The sequence below is a fragment of the Nitrincola schmidtii genome (genome assembly GCF_008973715.1).
Lineage (GTDB): Bacteria > Pseudomonadota > Gammaproteobacteria > Pseudomonadales > Balneatricaceae > Nitrincola > Nitrincola schmidtii.
In genome coordinates this window covers 222,797-238,073 of sequence record NZ_WBOL01000002.1, presented here as the reverse complement: position 1 = coordinate 238,073, position 15,277 = coordinate 222,797, and the positions used below count along the sequence as shown (strand labels likewise).

At 45.7% G+C, this 15,277-nt stretch carries 15 protein-coding genes; 6 read left to right on the top strand and 9 right to left on the bottom strand.

The genetic code is table 11. The features are described 5' to 3' along the window. Position 1: 1 nt before the first annotated feature. The 5 genes from fni to F7R24_RS02885 all read right to left on the bottom strand — a co-directional run bounded on the left by fni (position 2) and on the right by F7R24_RS02885 (position 6,148). Positions 2 to 1,033, bottom strand: a complete 1,032-nt coding sequence (gene fni / locus F7R24_RS02905; RefSeq protein WP_151669739.1) for a type 2 isopentenyl-diphosphate Delta-isomerase — start codon at positions 1,031 to 1,033, stop codon at positions 2 to 4. After that, positions 1,030 to 2,067, bottom strand: coding sequence for a hydroxymethylglutaryl-CoA reductase (locus tag F7R24_RS02900; protein WP_151669738.1), 1,038 nt, complete (start codon positions 2,065 to 2,067; stop codon positions 1,030 to 1,032). Before F7R24_RS02900 ends, fni begins: the two co-directional genes overlap by 4 nt. A 47-nt stretch (positions 2,068 to 2,114) precedes the next feature. After that, positions 2,115 to 3,689, bottom strand: coding sequence for a response regulator (locus F7R24_RS02895; protein ID WP_151669737.1), 1,575 nt, complete (start codon positions 3,687 to 3,689; stop codon positions 2,115 to 2,117). 204 nt (positions 3,690 to 3,893) lie between these two features. Further along, positions 3,894 to 5,111 carry an argininosuccinate synthase gene (locus F7R24_RS02890; protein WP_151669736.1) on the bottom strand — a complete coding sequence of 406 codons (1,218 nt, stop codon included), beginning with the start codon at positions 5,109 to 5,111 and terminating at the stop codon, positions 3,894 to 3,896. A 146-nt stretch (positions 5,112 to 5,257) separates the two neighbouring features. Beyond that, entirely contained in the window at positions 5,258 to 6,148 is an 891-nt protein-coding gene (locus F7R24_RS02885; protein WP_240775953.1) for a flagellar protein MotY, read from the bottom strand. A 131-nt stretch (positions 6,149 to 6,279) separates the two neighbouring features. Between F7R24_RS02885 and rnt the strand changes: the two genes are divergently transcribed. Continuing rightward, complete coding sequence (gene rnt / locus F7R24_RS02880) at positions 6,280 to 6,897, top strand: ribonuclease T (protein ID WP_151669829.1); 618 nt, start codon at positions 6,280 to 6,282, stop codon at positions 6,895 to 6,897. On the opposite strand, the gene grxD is transcribed toward rnt, so the two are convergent. Next, the gene (grxD, locus tag F7R24_RS02875) at positions 6,894 to 7,250 is read right to left on the bottom strand and encodes a Grx4 family monothiol glutaredoxin (RefSeq protein WP_151669735.1); all 357 of its coding nucleotides are present in this window, start codon (positions 7,248 to 7,250) and stop codon (positions 6,894 to 6,896) included. The genes rnt and grxD overlap by 4 nt on opposite strands. A 220-nt stretch (positions 7,251 to 7,470) precedes the next feature. On the opposite strand from grxD, the gene F7R24_RS02870 reads away from it, so the two are divergent. From F7R24_RS02870 to F7R24_RS02850, 5 genes are all read left to right on the top strand, one after another. Next, positions 7,471 to 8,664, top strand: coding sequence for an aspartate aminotransferase family protein (locus F7R24_RS02870; RefSeq protein WP_151669734.1), 1,194 nt, complete (start codon positions 7,471 to 7,473; stop codon positions 8,662 to 8,664). Positions 8,665 to 8,726: 62 nt separating this feature from the next. Beyond that, complete coding sequence (gene argF / locus F7R24_RS02865; protein WP_151669828.1) at positions 8,727 to 9,644, top strand: ornithine carbamoyltransferase; 918 nt, start codon at positions 8,727 to 8,729, stop codon at positions 9,642 to 9,644. Between the two features lie 125 nt (positions 9,645 to 9,769). Beyond that, the gene (locus F7R24_RS02860; protein ID WP_151669733.1) at positions 9,770 to 10,684 is read left to right on the top strand and encodes a LysR family transcriptional regulator; all 915 of its coding nucleotides are present in this window, start codon (positions 9,770 to 9,772) and stop codon (positions 10,682 to 10,684) included. A 90-nt stretch (positions 10,685 to 10,774) separates the two neighbouring features. Further along, complete coding sequence (locus F7R24_RS02855) at positions 10,775 to 12,124, top strand: class II 3-deoxy-7-phosphoheptulonate synthase (RefSeq protein WP_151669732.1); 1,350 nt, start codon at positions 10,775 to 10,777, stop codon at positions 12,122 to 12,124. A 1-nt stretch (position 12,125) separates the two neighbouring features. After that, positions 12,126 to 13,172: a DUF3549 family protein gene (locus tag F7R24_RS02850; protein WP_151669731.1), complete on the top strand. Its 1,047-nt coding sequence runs from the start codon at positions 12,126 to 12,128 to the stop codon at positions 13,170 to 13,172. Here F7R24_RS02850 and F7R24_RS02845 read toward each other — a convergent pair. The 3 genes from F7R24_RS02845 to F7R24_RS02835 are packed head-to-tail and all read right to left on the bottom strand — an operon-like array spanning position 13,155 to position 15,221. Then, positions 13,155 to 13,838 (bottom strand): replication protein P, encoded by a 684-nt coding sequence (locus F7R24_RS02845; protein ID WP_240775952.1) that lies wholly within the window; start codon positions 13,836 to 13,838, stop codon positions 13,155 to 13,157. The two genes, F7R24_RS02850 and F7R24_RS02845, sit on opposite strands and share 18 nt — an antisense overlap. 28 nt (positions 13,839 to 13,866) lie before the next feature. Further along, entirely contained in the window at positions 13,867 to 14,757 is an 891-nt protein-coding gene (locus tag F7R24_RS02840) for a DnaT-like ssDNA-binding domain-containing protein (protein ID WP_151669730.1), read from the bottom strand. Between the two features lie 50 nt (positions 14,758 to 14,807). Further along, on the bottom strand, positions 14,808 to 15,221 hold the full coding sequence (locus F7R24_RS02835; RefSeq protein ID WP_151669729.1) for a CBS domain-containing protein: 414 nt from the start codon (positions 15,219 to 15,221) through the stop codon (positions 14,808 to 14,810). Positions 15,222 to 15,277: the final 56 nt, after the last annotated feature.

Sequence of the window (15,277 nt, the reverse complement as noted above, 5' to 3'; positions counted from 1 at the left end):
CTTAACGCTCTTCGACAATAAGCGCTTTGTTCCTGAACAGTGCAGCAGTATCCGGGGTACCGAGCAGAAACATCGCGGTAACAAATTCACGGCGTAATTTTTCAATGGCACTGATAACAGCATCCGCCGATTCCATTGCAGGCCTTAACAGGGGCGCTGCCACTCCACAAAGCGAGGCGCCGAGTATAACAGATTTCGCCATATCAATCCCATCTCTGATGCCACCACTTGCAATCAGGGTTGCCTGATCAAGATAGGGTTCGGCCAGTTTCAAAGCCAGTGGGGTTGGAATACCCCAGTCTTGAAACTTCAAGCCCAGATCATGCACCGGATCGGTACGACGATGATGTTCAATTCGACTCCAAGAAGTACCACCACTGCCCGCTAAATCAAAATAACGAATCTGCTGATTCAATCCTGCTTGAATATCAGCTGGCGATAAACCAGAACCTACTTCTTTCAGAATAATGGGCACTGACAGTTCAGATTGCAATTGTCCTATCGCATGGGTCAAGCCACTAAAATTGGTATCCCCTTCGGGCTGAACGGCTTCTTGTAATGGGTTTAGATGCAAAAATAGCGCATCAGCTTCAAGAACATCAATCGCTTGATTTATTTGTTCCAGCGACATACCGTAATTCAGTTGAACCGCACCAATATTAGCAATCAGAACGGTCGATGGTGCCAACTTTCTAAGCGCAAAACTCTCTTTTGCTTCAGGCGAACTAAACATGACACGCTGAGAACCAACACCCATAGCAACTTGGCAATGCTCAGCGGCCACCGCTAAATTATGGTTGATGGTTCTCACCAGTTGATGATCACCACCTGTCATAGACGAGATCAGCAACGGAAACCTAAGTCTTTTATTAAGGAACTCACAACTTGGGTCTATCTCATCTAACGCAACCTCAGGCAAAGCTCGATGAGTTAACCGAATTTCATCAAACCAGTTTCCTTGACGATCAGTCAGAGCGTCGTTTTCAATGGCTTGGATATGTTCAATCTTACGATTGTTGGTTTGATCGCTCATGAGCGTTCCAATCGAATGTGGGCTTCCATGAGTTCACCTGGATTGGTTTGTGCACTTAACAAGGAGAGCTCACCACATAACACAGTCGCTGCACATATAGCCGCTAATCGACGGGCATTAGCACCGGGTTCTCGCTCTTCACGGCAACCTAAACGGCGCAGATTTTCTTCAACAAAATCGATGCCTTTGCCATTACCGACGCTACCCACAATAAGGTTAGGTAATGTGCAGGAAAAATAAAGATCATCGCCCCGCACTTCAGCGTGGACAACACCTTGTGAGCCTTCAATAATATTTGCCGCATCCTGCCCCGTTGCCAAATAAAAACCTAACAACATATTGGCATAGTGTGCATTCGCGCTACGAATACCGCCAGCAATCAGTGTTCCAATCAAATTTTTTCGCACATTCAACTCAACTACTTTTTCAGGAGTGGTGTTGAGTTTACGTTCACATAGGTCTCGTGAGATCAGTATTTCACTAACAACATATTTACCACGACCCAAAATACCATTGACGGCGGTCGCTTTTTTATCAGAACAATAATTAGCGGAAATAGAGCTGTAACGCAGTTGCGGATATTGCTGCAGTATCCAAGGGATAATCTTATCAGCTGCGTTGGTGACCATGTTGTGACCCGATGCATCACCGGTGGTGAATTCCAGGCGCAAATAAATCAAGTTTCCAACAATTTGGCTGTGCATATCAATCAAGCGCGCAAAACGACTTGAGGTAGCCACTACTTGATTGAGTTCAACGTTACGCTGCTTTAATGACTGTAATGCCAGATGCGCTTCCATGGCATTGTCTGCTTCAAGCAGAATCGATCGCGTCATACGCTCATCAATGACACTGGTCAAAATGCCATCGGTTAACACAGAGACACGCGCTCCTCGCCCTACCGAATGCCATAGTGGGGTTTCATAGGTAGCCAAGGGCACACTGACTTTTTCATTCAGAGTCTGGCCGGTGATTTTAAGCGGTCCTACCCAACGCATGGGAATCGGAGCTTGTAAAATTTTATGAGATTTCATAGATACCCGAACCAAAGAAACGCGGAATTTTAGCTATCTGAGGCAGCTTATGCAATCTCTGCCTCTTTGATCAACTCACCAAAACGTTCACTTAATAACTGATAACGCTGCTGCTGCTTGCCGCTTAACGCACCAAAATGTAATTCACTGACAATTTCCGCACAACGATTGACCACTTGCGGTTGGCCTACAGCTCGCCTGAGTGATTCGATGCCCGTTTGCAATAGATTCAATCCAACACCTGGGTTTCCTGGGTCGGCTTGCCACGCTCGCTCAAACTCTAAAAAGGCATCCTCTAACGCTTTCTGTCGGAAAGACAGCATCCCTTTTAGATTGCATTTACCCCATTCCACTGAAGCCATCAATCGGGATACCTGCTGCTTTAGCTCAGCAGCTTCTGCTGCAAAGCGTGTTGACTCTAAGCCATCCGCGAGCAGATCAACCACACTCAGTTGAGCATGAAGCGGAATCTTACGGAATTGAGCTAACGCATCACCCGCGGCAAAATCAGCATTTTGATGCTCGCCATTTTGGCGATAAATTTCGGCGGCAATTAAGCGAGCACGGAAACGTATTTGCGGGTCATCCATGCAGTCATGCACGACAGACTCTAAAACCCGAATCGCTTCCGCAATAAAATCGGCATTGCGATCCGGTTTATCGGCAATCATCTGTTGAATGACTCGAACCAAACCAAAATAATATTCAGGATTTTGCAACGAGGTATGGCGAGAATGCAGTACAGCTTGACGAAAACCATCGACAGCCACACCTAATTCTTCAGAGAATGCAGCACGATTACCTAGCTCTCCTTGCAGTACAGGCATTGTTGGCTGCAGCATTACCGATTTTCTTAACAGGGTAACACACTGACTTCGCTCACCACTCAACCAATGAATTCTGGCCATAATCAAATAGGCTTCTTGGCAGACTTGCTGCTCTTCTATGACTTGAGACATCTCTTGCCGAGCACGCTGGTAATCGGTCATCACAAAGGCTGTCATACCTAAGGCAACATGCACCCAAGGCTTATCATGAGCTTGCCGGATGCGCTCAAACACGGCTAAGGCTTTTTGATATTGTTGCTGTTCTAGATAAATAAGTCCTTTGATTCTAAAAATCAAAACACCCAATGCGGGGAATTGTTTTTGAATTCGTTCACATTCAGACAGTGCTTCATCCCATGCCTTTTCATCACGAAATCGTTCAATTTGAGCGATGCATCGTTTAATGCGCAACTGCTTTTCTAACTGCGCACGTATTTTAAGTTGATCATAAGGCTTAGCAAGGTAACCATCTGCGGATAACTCAGGTGATCCCATTAGCAAGTTTAACTTTTCTGGATCGACTACCAATAAAAAACAGGTCGAAAAAATCGGCTTACCGGCTGCCTTGAGTTGTTGCAGAACTTGCAGACCATTTTGTTCATAGCGACCCATGTCATATACCAAGAAACATAAGTCGATTTTTACTTCGGACAACAGGCTAGCGGCCATATTAACTGACGAGGCCACTTCAACTTTCTGAAAGCCAATAGAGATCAGAATCTGCCTGAGCTGCTCTAGCTCTTCCAGATTTTTTTCTACGATAAGAACTGTCTGATCAGAGAAAAGTGCTGTCATGGCCCATAATTCTTATTAACCATCTGAAAAATAGCATGAATTTGAGCCATATTACTACTCTCAAGCCCTTTCAATCAGATGAACAGGTCATCAAGCCTTTGATAGCCTTATTAGTGGACGAGCAAAATGGGTAGAAGCTTTGGGAAATTAAAAACCGGGCGGTAGTTAACCGCCCAAGTAATGTAAATGTATCTGCATGAAAAATCAGAACTTACGGCCTTTACTGGCAGCAATACGCATACGTAGTGCATTTAACTTAATAAAGCCTTCTGCATCTTTCTGATTATAAGAGCCTGCATCATCTTCAAAGGTAGCAATGCTCTCATCGAACAAACTATCCACTGAACGACGACCCACAACACTGACCGCACCCTTGTAAAGCTTCACGCGAACATCACCATTTACGTGACGCTGAGAATAGTCGATCATCTGTTGCAGCATTTTACGCTCTTCAGACCACCAGAAGCCGTTGTAAATTAACTTAGCATAACGTGGCATCAACTCATCTTTTAAATGAGCGGCTTCACGATCCAGCGTCAGTGATTCGATACCACGATGTGCTTTAAGCATGATAGTGCCGCCCGGTGTTTCATAACAACCACGGGACTTCATACCAACAAAACGGTTTTCAACCACATCTAAGCGACCGATACCATTCGCACCACCGATCTTGTTCAGCGTTTCCAGAACCGTTGCTGGACTCATACGCTCGCCATTAATAGCAACGATATCACCCTGCTCGTAGGTGAGTTCAAGATATGTCGGTTGATCTGGTGCAGCTTCCGGGCTGACACTCCAACGCCACATCTCTTCTTCAGCCTCGGTCCAAGGGTTTTCTAACATATCACCTTCATAAGAAATATGTAGAAGATTAGCATCCATGGAATAAGGTGATTTCTTTTTCTTGCTGCTGAAATCAACAGGAATATTGCGCTCTTCGCAATACTTCATTAGCGTTTCACGAGAGGTTAAATCCCATTCACGCCAAGGAGCGATCACTTTAACACCAGGTTTTAATGCATAAGCACCTAGCTCAAAACGCACTTGGTCATTACCTTTACCGGTGGCACCGTGAGAAATTGCATCAGCACCGGTTTCATTGGCGATTTCGATCAAGCGCTTAGCGATCAGAGGACGCGCAATGGATGTACCTAGCAGGTATTCACCTTCGTAAATCGCATTAGCACGGAACATCGGGAAGACATAGTCACGCACAAACTCTTCACGAAGATCTTCAATGTAGATCTCTTTAACACCCAACGCTTGTGCTTTCACACGCGCTGGCTCTACTTCTTCACCTTGGCCAAGATCAGCGGTAAAGGTTACCACTTCACACTGATAAGTATCCTGCAACCAACGCACAATCACAGAGGTATCCAAGCCACCTGAGTAAGCAAGAACAACCTTGTTGATGTCGGACATATTGACGCTCCCGAGTAAACGAACTGCGGTTATCTAAACCGAAGAACATCTAAGATTAAAAACGAAGATTCAAAACAAAGGCACATGATAGCAGATTGACAATTTTTCTGCCTAGCCAGCCAAACAATCCAATAGGATTTTAACCTTTAGTCACGCTCTAAGCGTATGGTTACACGACGATTTCTTTGTCTATTTTGTGGTGTGTCATTTTCAACCACGGGATAACGATCGCCATGAAAGCGGGTAATAATGACAGACTCGTCAACCCCTTTGGAGACAAGATAACGTGTAACCTCTTCAGCGCGGCGCTGTGAAAGATCTCGTAATAATAGTCGACGACCATCATTGTCCGTATGACCATCAACAAAAATCTGTTGAACCGTTTCATCGGTCAGCACATATTGAGCAATTAAATCTAGTCGCGCTCGTGTCGCATCAGACAATTGATGTTCAGCAGTCGGAAACAACACAGCGGTTCGAGCAATTTGTCGGTAATTAACCGGTAGCAACTCTACCAGGCAGTCTAAAAAATCCGCATAGGCGGCCTGAAAATTCACGGCCAACACATTCACCGTGACAGCTTGATTACTGCCGTACCAATTATCGCCACTAAATGTCGGCATCAGCCCTTGGTGAAGCGCTGCTAATACGCTGGCGGCCTGCTCTCCTTGAACACGCACACTACCCTGCTGCGCCTGAACCTCAGCAATTCGCCTAGGCGCCATACCCGGTGCCCAAGGTGCCGCTTCTGCAATTAGACGCACACGACCATTCAGTTGCTGCGTTTGCGCAGGAAGAAGCATAAACTCGACATTCTCACCCGCTTCTTGCTCAAACAGCGCTTCACCAAAGGACGGAATAGGATGAATGAGCTGACACACGAAGGGAGAACCTTCTACGCTCCATTCAACACCATCAATAGGTGCGCGAAAGGTAACGGAATGAACCAGTTGCATTGGCAAAAGTAATGATAGTATAAACAGAGTACGGCCAAACATAGGGCGCATAACCTTGGGATTACAAAGAAATAGACTCATTAAGATGTCGGCCACTCAACACAAAGCTTGATCAAGAATTCACTCAGCAACATACGACTGATAGAATAGTCTAACATTAACAGGAAAGCACCTAAGGATATTCTTTGAACCATCCTAACGAAAAGAGTTTGATGGCAGACCGCTTCCGCGGATACCTTCCCGTTGTTATCGATGTAGAAACAGCGGGTTTCAATGCTCAAACCGACGCACTATTAGAAATCGCTGCTGTCATTTTGGCAATGGATGAAAACGGATACTTGATGCCTGAACGAAAATTCAGTGCTAATGTGACCCCATTTGAAGGCGCTAACCTAGAGGCGTCTGCATTGGCATTTACTGGCATTGACCCTTGGTCACCTACCCGCAACTCTATATCCGAGGCCGATGCACTTGAGCTTATTTTCAAGCCGATCCGAAAGGCGATGAAATCTCAGGGATGTAAACGAGCTATCTTGGTTGGACACAACGCGACCTTTGATCATAAATTCGTCAGTGCCGCTGCAGAACGAAATGGCATAAAACGTAACCCCTTCCACCCTTTCTCTACCTTCGATACAGCGACCCTCGCAGGCCTTGCCTGTGGACATACTGTCCTTGCCAAAGCCTGTGAAGTCGCTGGTATTAAATTCGAAAATCGCAAAGCGCATTCAGCCCTTTACGATACAGAAAAAACGGCTGAGCTCTTTTGTATGATCGTCAACCGTTGGAAAGACATGGGTGGATGGGATTTAGTGTTACAGACGCGTTAGTTAGCGTCTGTACCTTCTGCAGGTGCCGCAGGCGCAGCTTTAGCAGCCGCTTCTTTGACTATGGTTTCCAATTCACCCGTGGCTGCCATTTCACAAATGATGTCACAACCACCGACTAGCTCACCATTGACCCACAATTGTGGAAACGTTGGCCAGTTTGCATATTTAGGCAGCTCGCTACGAATTTCTGGGTTTTCCAGAATATTAACAAACGCAAAACGCTCACCACAGCCCATCAATGCTTCAGTAGCACGCGCAGAGAAACCACATTGAGGGAAACGCGGCGTACCTTTCATGTAAAGCAGGATAGCATTAGATTCGATCTGCTCTTTAATCACATCTTCTACACTCATTGAAGCACCTTTACATTGTTAATAGTTGAACCCTAGGGATAAATATAATTTCAAAGACATAGGATAAAGTCTACGACTTTGTAATAAATTGATCACTATCATACCCTACTAAAATAGTCAGGTAAAACGATTATAATTGCCAAACCGATCACTTACGCCTAGAATAGCTCCTTTTTTGGCAGCTCTGGCTGCCTTTTTGCGTTGTAGGGAGATAAGCTGAATGGCCATACAACCTCTGATGAATACGTATAACCGTCTGTCTGTTGCCTTTGATTATGGTCAAGGGGCGTGGATTTATGACACAGATGGTCACAAATACTTAGATGCTCTGAGCGGTATCGCTGTGACTGGACTGGGCCATGCACACCCAGCGGTGACTGAAGCAATCTGTCACCAAGCCGGAAAACTTATTCATTGCTCAAACCTCTATACCATCCCTTTGCAACAACAACTTGCTGAAAAATTGACGCAAGTATCGGGTATGGACAACGTATTTTTTGGTAACTCCGGTGCAGAAGCCAACGAAGCGGCTATCAAAATTGCCCGTCGTTATGGTCATAGTCGAGATATTGATAAGCCAGCCATTATCGTCATGGAAAGCGCTTTCCACGGCCGCACACTTGCAACGCTGAGCGCTACTGGTAATCGCTCGTCTCAAGCAGGTTTTGAGCCCCTTGTGAGTGGTTTTATTCGTGCTCCATTTAATGATCTTGATGCGGTCAAAAATATTTTGCGCCACAACAACAATGTTGTCGCTATTTTTGTAGAACCCATTCAAGGTGAAGGCGGCATTAACGTGCCTAGCAACCTCTACCTTGAAGGATTGCGCGACATCTGTGACGAGCATGAATTGCTGTTGATGCTTGATGAAGTTCAATCAGGCAATGGTCGTACTGGTCGTTATTTTGCGTATCAACACACATCGATCATGCCGGATGTCGTCACGACCGCAAAAGGCTTAGGCAATGGCTTTCCAATCGGTGCATGTCTAGCACGCGGAAAAGCCGCCACAATATTTGGTCCAGGCACTCACGGAACCACCTATGGTGGCAATCCTTTGGCCTGTGCAGCTGCATTAGCAGTTATCAATACGATCGAAAAAGACAAGCTCTGCCAACATGCTGAATCATTGGGTCAATACATATTGGATAGCTTTCACATTCAGCTAGCCGACAAGCCTTATATCAAAGAGATTCGCGGTAAAGGCTTAATGATTGGAATCGAATTGACCGATGCAGGGACAGAACTCGCTGTCTTAGCCAAGGTAAAAGGGGTATTACTGAATATTACTGGTGGTGGTCGCGTAGTACGCATGCTGCCTCCGTTAATCATGAACCAAAGTGAAGCGGATCTTCTGGTGAATACGGTCTCCAGCTTGATTCGTGTTTATGCCGGTGAAGACACGGCTAGTTAAACATTTATCCATATAATAAAACCGACTCAGGAATTGGCAGTGAAGCTGCCTTAAATCACATGATGAGTACACGACATTTTCTGACACTGCTTGATCTTTCACCCGATGAGCTAAAACAGCTTATCCAACGTGCGATTGAGCTCAAACAGATGCGTAATCAAGGGGTGATTTACGAGCCTTTTAAAAACCGCGTCATGGCGATGATCTTTGAAAAAGCATCTACCCGTACGCGTGTTTCTTTTGAAGCGGGCATGGCGCAATTTGGTGGTCATGCTATGTTTCTATCTCCACGAGATACCCAATTAGGTCGTGGAGAACCTGTTGAAGATAGCGCACGTGTGATCTCATCGATGGTAGACATCGTGATGATCCGTACCTTTAGCCATGCCTTGGTCGAGCAATTTGCAGCCTACTCTAGCGTGCCTGTGATTAACGCATTGACGGATGATTTTCATCCCTGTCAACTACTGGCAGACATGCAAACCTTCCAAGAGTTGCGCGGTGATATTCGTGGAAGTACGGTCGCTTGGATCGGCGATGGAAACAACATGTGCCATTCCTACATCAATGCAGCGCGCCAGTTTGATTTCAAACTGAATATTGCCTGCCCAGAAGGATTTGAGCCTAATTCGGATCTAGTGGCACGTAATGCTGATCGCGTTTCTGTGATGGAAGCACCTGAAGATGCTGTTAAAGGTGTTGATCTGGTGGTCACTGATGTGTGGGCATCCATGGGACAAGAAAATGAACAGCGCCAGCGTATGCGGGAGTTTCGTGGCTACCAGGTTAATCCTGAGTTGATGGATCTTGCTAGCAGAGATGCGCTGTTTATGCACTGTTTGCCTGCTCACCGAGGTGAAGAGGTCAGTGAATCTATGATGGATGATCCGCGTTGCGTTGCTTTCCCAGAAGCGGAAAACCGCTTACACGCTCAAAAGGCGCTAATTGAGTTTTTACTTCATCATTTAATCGTTAATTAAGATTGAATTGACCATCATCAGTACAAGCGGCTAGAGCTATTTACCTTCTGCCGCTATACTCTGCTTTGAAGCCAATTGGTTTATCGTTTGTTAGACCAATGGCATTTCCTAGATTGGAGCTGGGTATGGTTGAAATTCGTCATCTTAAAACACTCACCGCACTGCGCGATGCAGGTAGCCTTGTCGAAGCCGCAGATCGCATTCACCTTACTCAATCAGCTCTATCACATCAGCTCAAAGACTTAGAAGAACGTTTAAATTGCTCACTATTTATTCGCAAAACTAAACCCATCTCTTTTACCGCAGCGGGAAAGCGTCTTTTAACACTAGCAGACGAGCTGATGCCGATGATCCGCAATGCAGAGCGAGACATCCTTCGCTTGGCTGGAGGTGAAACTGGGCGTCTAAATATCTGTATTGAATGTCATAGCTGCTTTGACTGGCTTATGCCAACCATTGACCACTTTCGCCAAAACTGGCCTGAAGTAGAAATGGACCTGAGTACCGGATTTAGCTTTCTACCCATTCCTGCGCTGATACGCGGCGATCTTGATTTAGTCGTCACCTCTGATCCAGAACCACGCCAAGGTATTACTTACCTACCCTTATTTAGTTACGAATCTGTCTTAGCGATGTCAAAACAACATCCCTTAACTAAAAATAAGCAGATTCAGCCGCAAGATTTAGCTCAGGAAACACTGATAACCTATCCAGTCGATCATGGCCGTCTAGATGTCTTTAGTCGTTTTCTTGACCCCGCCGGTGTAGAACCTGCCAGTACCCGCACCAGCGAACTGACCGTCATGATCTTGCAATTAGTCGCCAGCGGTAGAGGGGTATCAGCACTGCCGAACTGGGCTATTCACGAACAGTTAGAACGAGGCTTTATCGCAGCGCGTCCACTGGGTGAAAAAGGCCTATGGTGCACACTTTATGCTGCTGTTCGAACAGAGCAAGCAGAGGCAGAATTCATTGTCGACTTCCTTAGCACTGCACAAGAAATTACTTTCCGTAACCTTAGCGGAATTAAAAATGCGTAATGCTTGTTTCTCAGCGCTAAAACCTTAAACTCTTCTGTTTATTAAACAGAATCACGTGCATAAGCGCGTTTAAAGAACAGAAGAGAATTTATGGAAAACTGGAGCCCCGATAGCTGGAGAAGTAAACCGATTGTTCAGCAACCTGTTTACCCTGATACTGATGCCCTTGCAGCGGTTGAAAAACAACTCAGCTCTTTCCCTCCCTTAGTTTTTGCTGGTGAAATCCGTTCCCTGACTCGCTCACTAGCAAAAGTATCCGCCGGTGAGGCCTTTCTGTTACAAGGCGGCGACTGTGCCGAAAGCTTTGCCGAGTTCAGCGCCAATAAAATTCGCAATACTTTCCAAGTACTGCTGCAAATGGCTGTCGTTATGACCTTTGCGGGTAGCTGTCCTGTGGTAAAAATCGGCCGAATTGCTGGTCAATTTGCAAAACCTCGCTCAGCAGGTACAGAGATCATTGATGGCGTTGAATTACCAAGCTATCGTGGTGACAACATCAATGATATTGCTTTTACCGCAGAAGCACGCACACCCGATCCTCAACGTCTGATTGCTGCCTACCATCAGTCAGTCGCAACACTCAACTTATTGCGTGCTTTTGCCAGTGGTGGATTTGCGGATCTACATAAAGTACATCGCTGGAATCGTGGCTTTATCGATAAAAGTCCTCAAGGTGAAAAATACCAGCACTTAGCGGATCAAATCACGCAAACTTTGGCGTTTATGGATGCCTGTGGTATCAATTCTCAAAACACGCCTCAGCTGCATGAAACCTCACTTTACACTTCACATGAAGCATTGCTACTGAATTATGAACAAGCCTTAACCCGCCAAGACAGCCTCACTGGCGACTGGTATGACTGTTCGGCTCATATGCTTTGGATCGGTGATCGTACTCGTCAGCCAGATCATGCACATGTTGAGTTTTTACGCGGTGTTCACAATCCCGTTGGTATCAAGATTGGTCCTAGTACCAAATTACCGGATCTGCTGCGCTTATTAGATTTACTCAACCCTGCCAGAACTCCAGGACGTATCACTTTGATCGCTCGGATGGGTGCCGACCAAATCACTGAACTTCTTCCACCCATTGTTCGTGGAGTGAAAGCCTCTGGTCACCCTGTGGTCTGGAGCTCTGATCCGATGCACGGCAATATCATGAAAGCATCGAGTGGTTACAAGACTCGAAGTGTCGAAGCCATTCTTAAAGAGATGAAAGGTTTCTTTGAAGTTCATCGTGCTGAAGGTACACATGCTGGTGGTGTGCACTTTGAAATGACCGGTGATGATGTGACTGAGTGTATTGGTGGTGCATTCCAAATCTCTGAGCAGGACCTAGGAGATCGCTATCATACGCATTGTGATCCCCGCTTAAATGCTGATCAATCACTGGAACTCGCCTTCCTGATTGCAGATACGTTGAAAGCCGCTCGGAGTTAATATGGAAAAGCTTCTCGTTGATCTTCTTCAGCATCAAGATAATCGTCTACGTATCTTTGATATGGGACGACGTATTGAAAAGCTGTCGATTGACCAGTTTACGCGTATTGAAAAGGCCGAGATTCCTTATCCAAACCCATTCCTGCATCATGCTTGGGTCGGCTTGTTAATTTGGAGTCCGGCTGCAAAAGAACAAAATTTGATCTGGTTTTTGAAGCTACCCTTAGATGAGCAAGGCTATTTAGTGCAGGCTGCGCGAGACGATATTATCAATCGTTTGCTACAAAACGTCATAGACCCTGAGTCTACGGAAGATGCGTTAAAGGATAATCCGTTTTCCTTTACGCCAGATCCTGAGAAGATGGCCTGCTTTCATGCCAAGGCCAGTCGCATTCTACAGACACCTGCATCTCGTTATTACGAAGAAGTGCAGCAGTATATGGCAGGTCAGCATCCGCTAGAATATTGGAGTCATTTAGGATTACAAGGTATTGCCGATTATGCAATGCGCTTAGACCAAGGACAAAATAATCAGCAGCTGTGTGAAATACTAAACCGCTTACCCGATCCTTTATTGATGACCTTATGTCGCATGCTAGAGCATGTTCAACCTGATCATCGCTTACAGTCAGCGCTGAGTAAGCTAGTTAAAACTATGCTAAGCGCTGAAGATAGCCAGCCTGAAAAATTGGCAGCCTGCATTCGCGGGCTTTCCAATAGTATTGATATGGCAGGTCGTGATGCCCTTCTCGATGAGCTATTAGAAACACCCTATGCCTTAGAAGCCGAAGTGATTGCGGCCATAGCCACACGTTGCCATCACAGTTTGATGACACCGTCTCGTTTACTGCAATTGTTAGAGTGTTTAGCAAAAGGAAAAGCTGGACAGCAAGGGTTTACACGTATTCTGAGTGATTTGATGTTTTTACCTGATATGCGCTTACAAATCCTAGCCGCTTTTAGAAACCCAGCTCGAAGTGAGCACTTAAGCCAAGCGATCGGTGAGATGCTCGGCTTCCAGCTTTCCGGTTCAAGTCAACCGCACTGAAACATTTTCAGGTAATTGCAGCTTGACGCCTTGGGCATCAAGCTGTGATTGCGCCTGAGCTCTTAGCCTTTCGCGAACCTGTGTTCCTTTAGGCTTTGTCAGATAATAGAGCAGATCTTCAGTGATACCCTGCTGCTTTGCAAAGTCTAAAATAAATTGAGCGGTGGTGTTGTCTTGCTGATCGTCAATACCCTTAACGATCGGTGTATGTAATGATTCACCCCGTCTAACACGCTGACAGAACTGTTCGTAGGCATAGCAAAAAACCGGCTGAACCTGAGAGGCTTCTTCACTGCGCAACCTAAACCACCCTACTTCACGTCCCGCTAGATATACGGCAGGATGGCTCCATTGATGAGAGGCTGGATCGGCTGCTTTGTAACACGCTTCTTGATAAGCAGCCGTGTCACTCGGTAATCCAAAGTCACCTTGGATATCGCGCAAAATGGCGAGAAATTCCGACACCGTTGGCATCCAAGCAAGGGTTTCTTTACAACGATTAACCGCGGCGACTAAGGCAGACTCGCTGTAACCTTCGAGACTCAGCGCCCACTCTCGCTTTGCCAAGCGAATTTCATTCTCGGTCTCAAAACAACTCTTAAACTTATGACCATAGATTGCCATAAATCGAGCAAAGATCATATTCACATGAGCTTTGGTCGCCACCGAGATTTCCCGATGGACATGCGCTTCCTCACCAGTTGGTATCCTCGATGTCCATGATGGACGCGGTAACCCGTTTTCGGTTTTCGCGAGTATCTCTTCGGGTGTTTTCATTACTATGACCTAGAGGTTGTTGTTCATTTGCGCGACTTGAGGCTTCTCGTGACTGTTTATGAACCCATTCACGCTTGACCCAAGCTAAAAATTTTTGATCCCAGTTAGTTTCTTTACGGTCTTTATCTAAATAGTACAAAATAAACTCATCCAAAGACTGCTCGGCAAATGCTGGAGTGATGGATTGACGTGACAACATATCAAAGAATGCAGCACTGGGCTTCCAGCCTAATTCCATAGGGACTAGACGCTGATTACGCTCTTCATGGCGATCAAATATTTGCTGTAATTCATCTTTACCTCGTCTCCAACCCGCATTACCGCCAAAGGTTGGTGCTGCAGATCGCCTTGGACGCATCTCTTTAGCAGGCGGTGGTGTGTCATATACTGGCAGAGAATTAGATGATGACTCGGATCTAACGTCAGTTCTATGCTGTGCTATCGGTTGTGCTATCGGTTCTGATAGATGCTCACCAATAGAAGCCGTTGAAACCTGGCGAGGTTGTGTTGCTTTATGTGACTTAAACCGATACAACTTTAAGGTTCCATTTTGCCCTTTAGTTGCCTGTAACAAACTTTGTCGCTCAAGACTTTGAAGCGTTTCTGAAACCACCTCTGTGGTCCAAAAAGGTGTCAGCCTAGACAACTGACCCGGCGCGAGTAATAGCATCTCGCCCTTATCATCCACAGCAGCATGCTGACGAAACAGGTCATCAAGTATACTCAATAACAGTGCCTCATCAGCACCATAACGCAGCGCTAGTGAAGGGTAAAACAGTAACGGTCTTTCTGGAAACAACTCACTCATTATCTTTCCAAGGTTTACTTAACAAATAGCGGGGATGTGAACACTTGGAATTAACTATCATTAGCAAAGTCTTCAACCGCACGCAGCACATCGGCACGTGAAATCATACCCACCAATTTTCCTGCTTTAACCACAGGCAAACAGCGACGACCGTGATCAATAAAGATTTTAGACACAGCAATAATATCAGCGTCATGATTGACGGTATCAACTTTTCTTGCCATGTAATCTTCAACTTTACCACCACTACCCATCTCTTCTTCATGATAGGTTTGGCTCAGTATCGCTCTTAATCCATCGACTTCTGACAGTAAACCAACGAGATCGCCCTCTTCATTAACAACAGGCGCAGCTGATAATTTGTATTCGCGCAACATCATCAGTGCACGGAACAGATCCTTATCCGGAGCAAAAGTAACCAACTTACTAGCCATGTAATCTTGTGCTTTTACTGATCTCAGCATCTTTATATCCTCTGCTTGTCATTAACATTAGACACTTACATAAACCACTAACGTTA

Bases quoted from the DNA above. Each gene is read 5' to 3' on its own strand.
- fni (WP_151669739.1), bottom strand. From the start codon at position 1,033: ATGAGCGATCAAACCAACAATCGTAAGATTGAACATATCCAAGCCATT.
- F7R24_RS02900 (WP_151669738.1), bottom strand. From the start codon at position 2,067: ATGAAATCTCATAAAATTTTACAAGCTCCGATTCCCATGCGTTGGGTA.
- F7R24_RS02895 (WP_151669737.1), bottom strand. From the start codon at position 3,689: ATGACAGCACTTTTCTCTGATCAGACAGTTCTTATCGTAGAAAAAAAT.
- F7R24_RS02890 (WP_151669736.1), bottom strand. From the start codon at position 5,111: ATGTCCGACATCAACAAGGTTGTTCTTGCTTACTCAGGTGGCTTGGAT.
- F7R24_RS02885 (WP_240775953.1), bottom strand. From the start codon at position 6,148: ATGAGTCTATTTCTTTGTAATCCCAAGGTTATGCGCCCTATGTTTGGC.
- rnt (WP_151669829.1), top strand. From the start codon at position 6,280: ATGGCAGACCGCTTCCGCGGATACCTTCCCGTTGTTATCGATGTAGAA.
- grxD (WP_151669735.1), bottom strand. From the start codon at position 7,250: ATGAGTGTAGAAGATGTGATTAAAGAGCAGATCGAATCTAATGCTATC.
- F7R24_RS02870 (WP_151669734.1), top strand. From the start codon at position 7,471: ATGGCCATACAACCTCTGATGAATACGTATAACCGTCTGTCTGTTGCC.
- argF (WP_151669828.1), top strand. From the start codon at position 8,727: ATGAGTACACGACATTTTCTGACACTGCTTGATCTTTCACCCGATGAG.
- F7R24_RS02860 (WP_151669733.1), top strand. From the start codon at position 9,770: ATGGTTGAAATTCGTCATCTTAAAACACTCACCGCACTGCGCGATGCA.
- F7R24_RS02855 (WP_151669732.1), top strand. From the start codon at position 10,775: ATGGAAAACTGGAGCCCCGATAGCTGGAGAAGTAAACCGATTGTTCAG.
- F7R24_RS02850 (WP_151669731.1), top strand. From the start codon at position 12,126: ATGGAAAAGCTTCTCGTTGATCTTCTTCAGCATCAAGATAATCGTCTA.
- F7R24_RS02840 (WP_151669730.1), bottom strand. From the start codon at position 14,757: ATGAGTGAGTTGTTTCCAGAAAGACCGTTACTGTTTTACCCTTCACTA.
- F7R24_RS02835 (WP_151669729.1), bottom strand. From the start codon at position 15,221: ATGCTGAGATCAGTAAAAGCACAAGATTACATGGCTAGTAAGTTGGTT.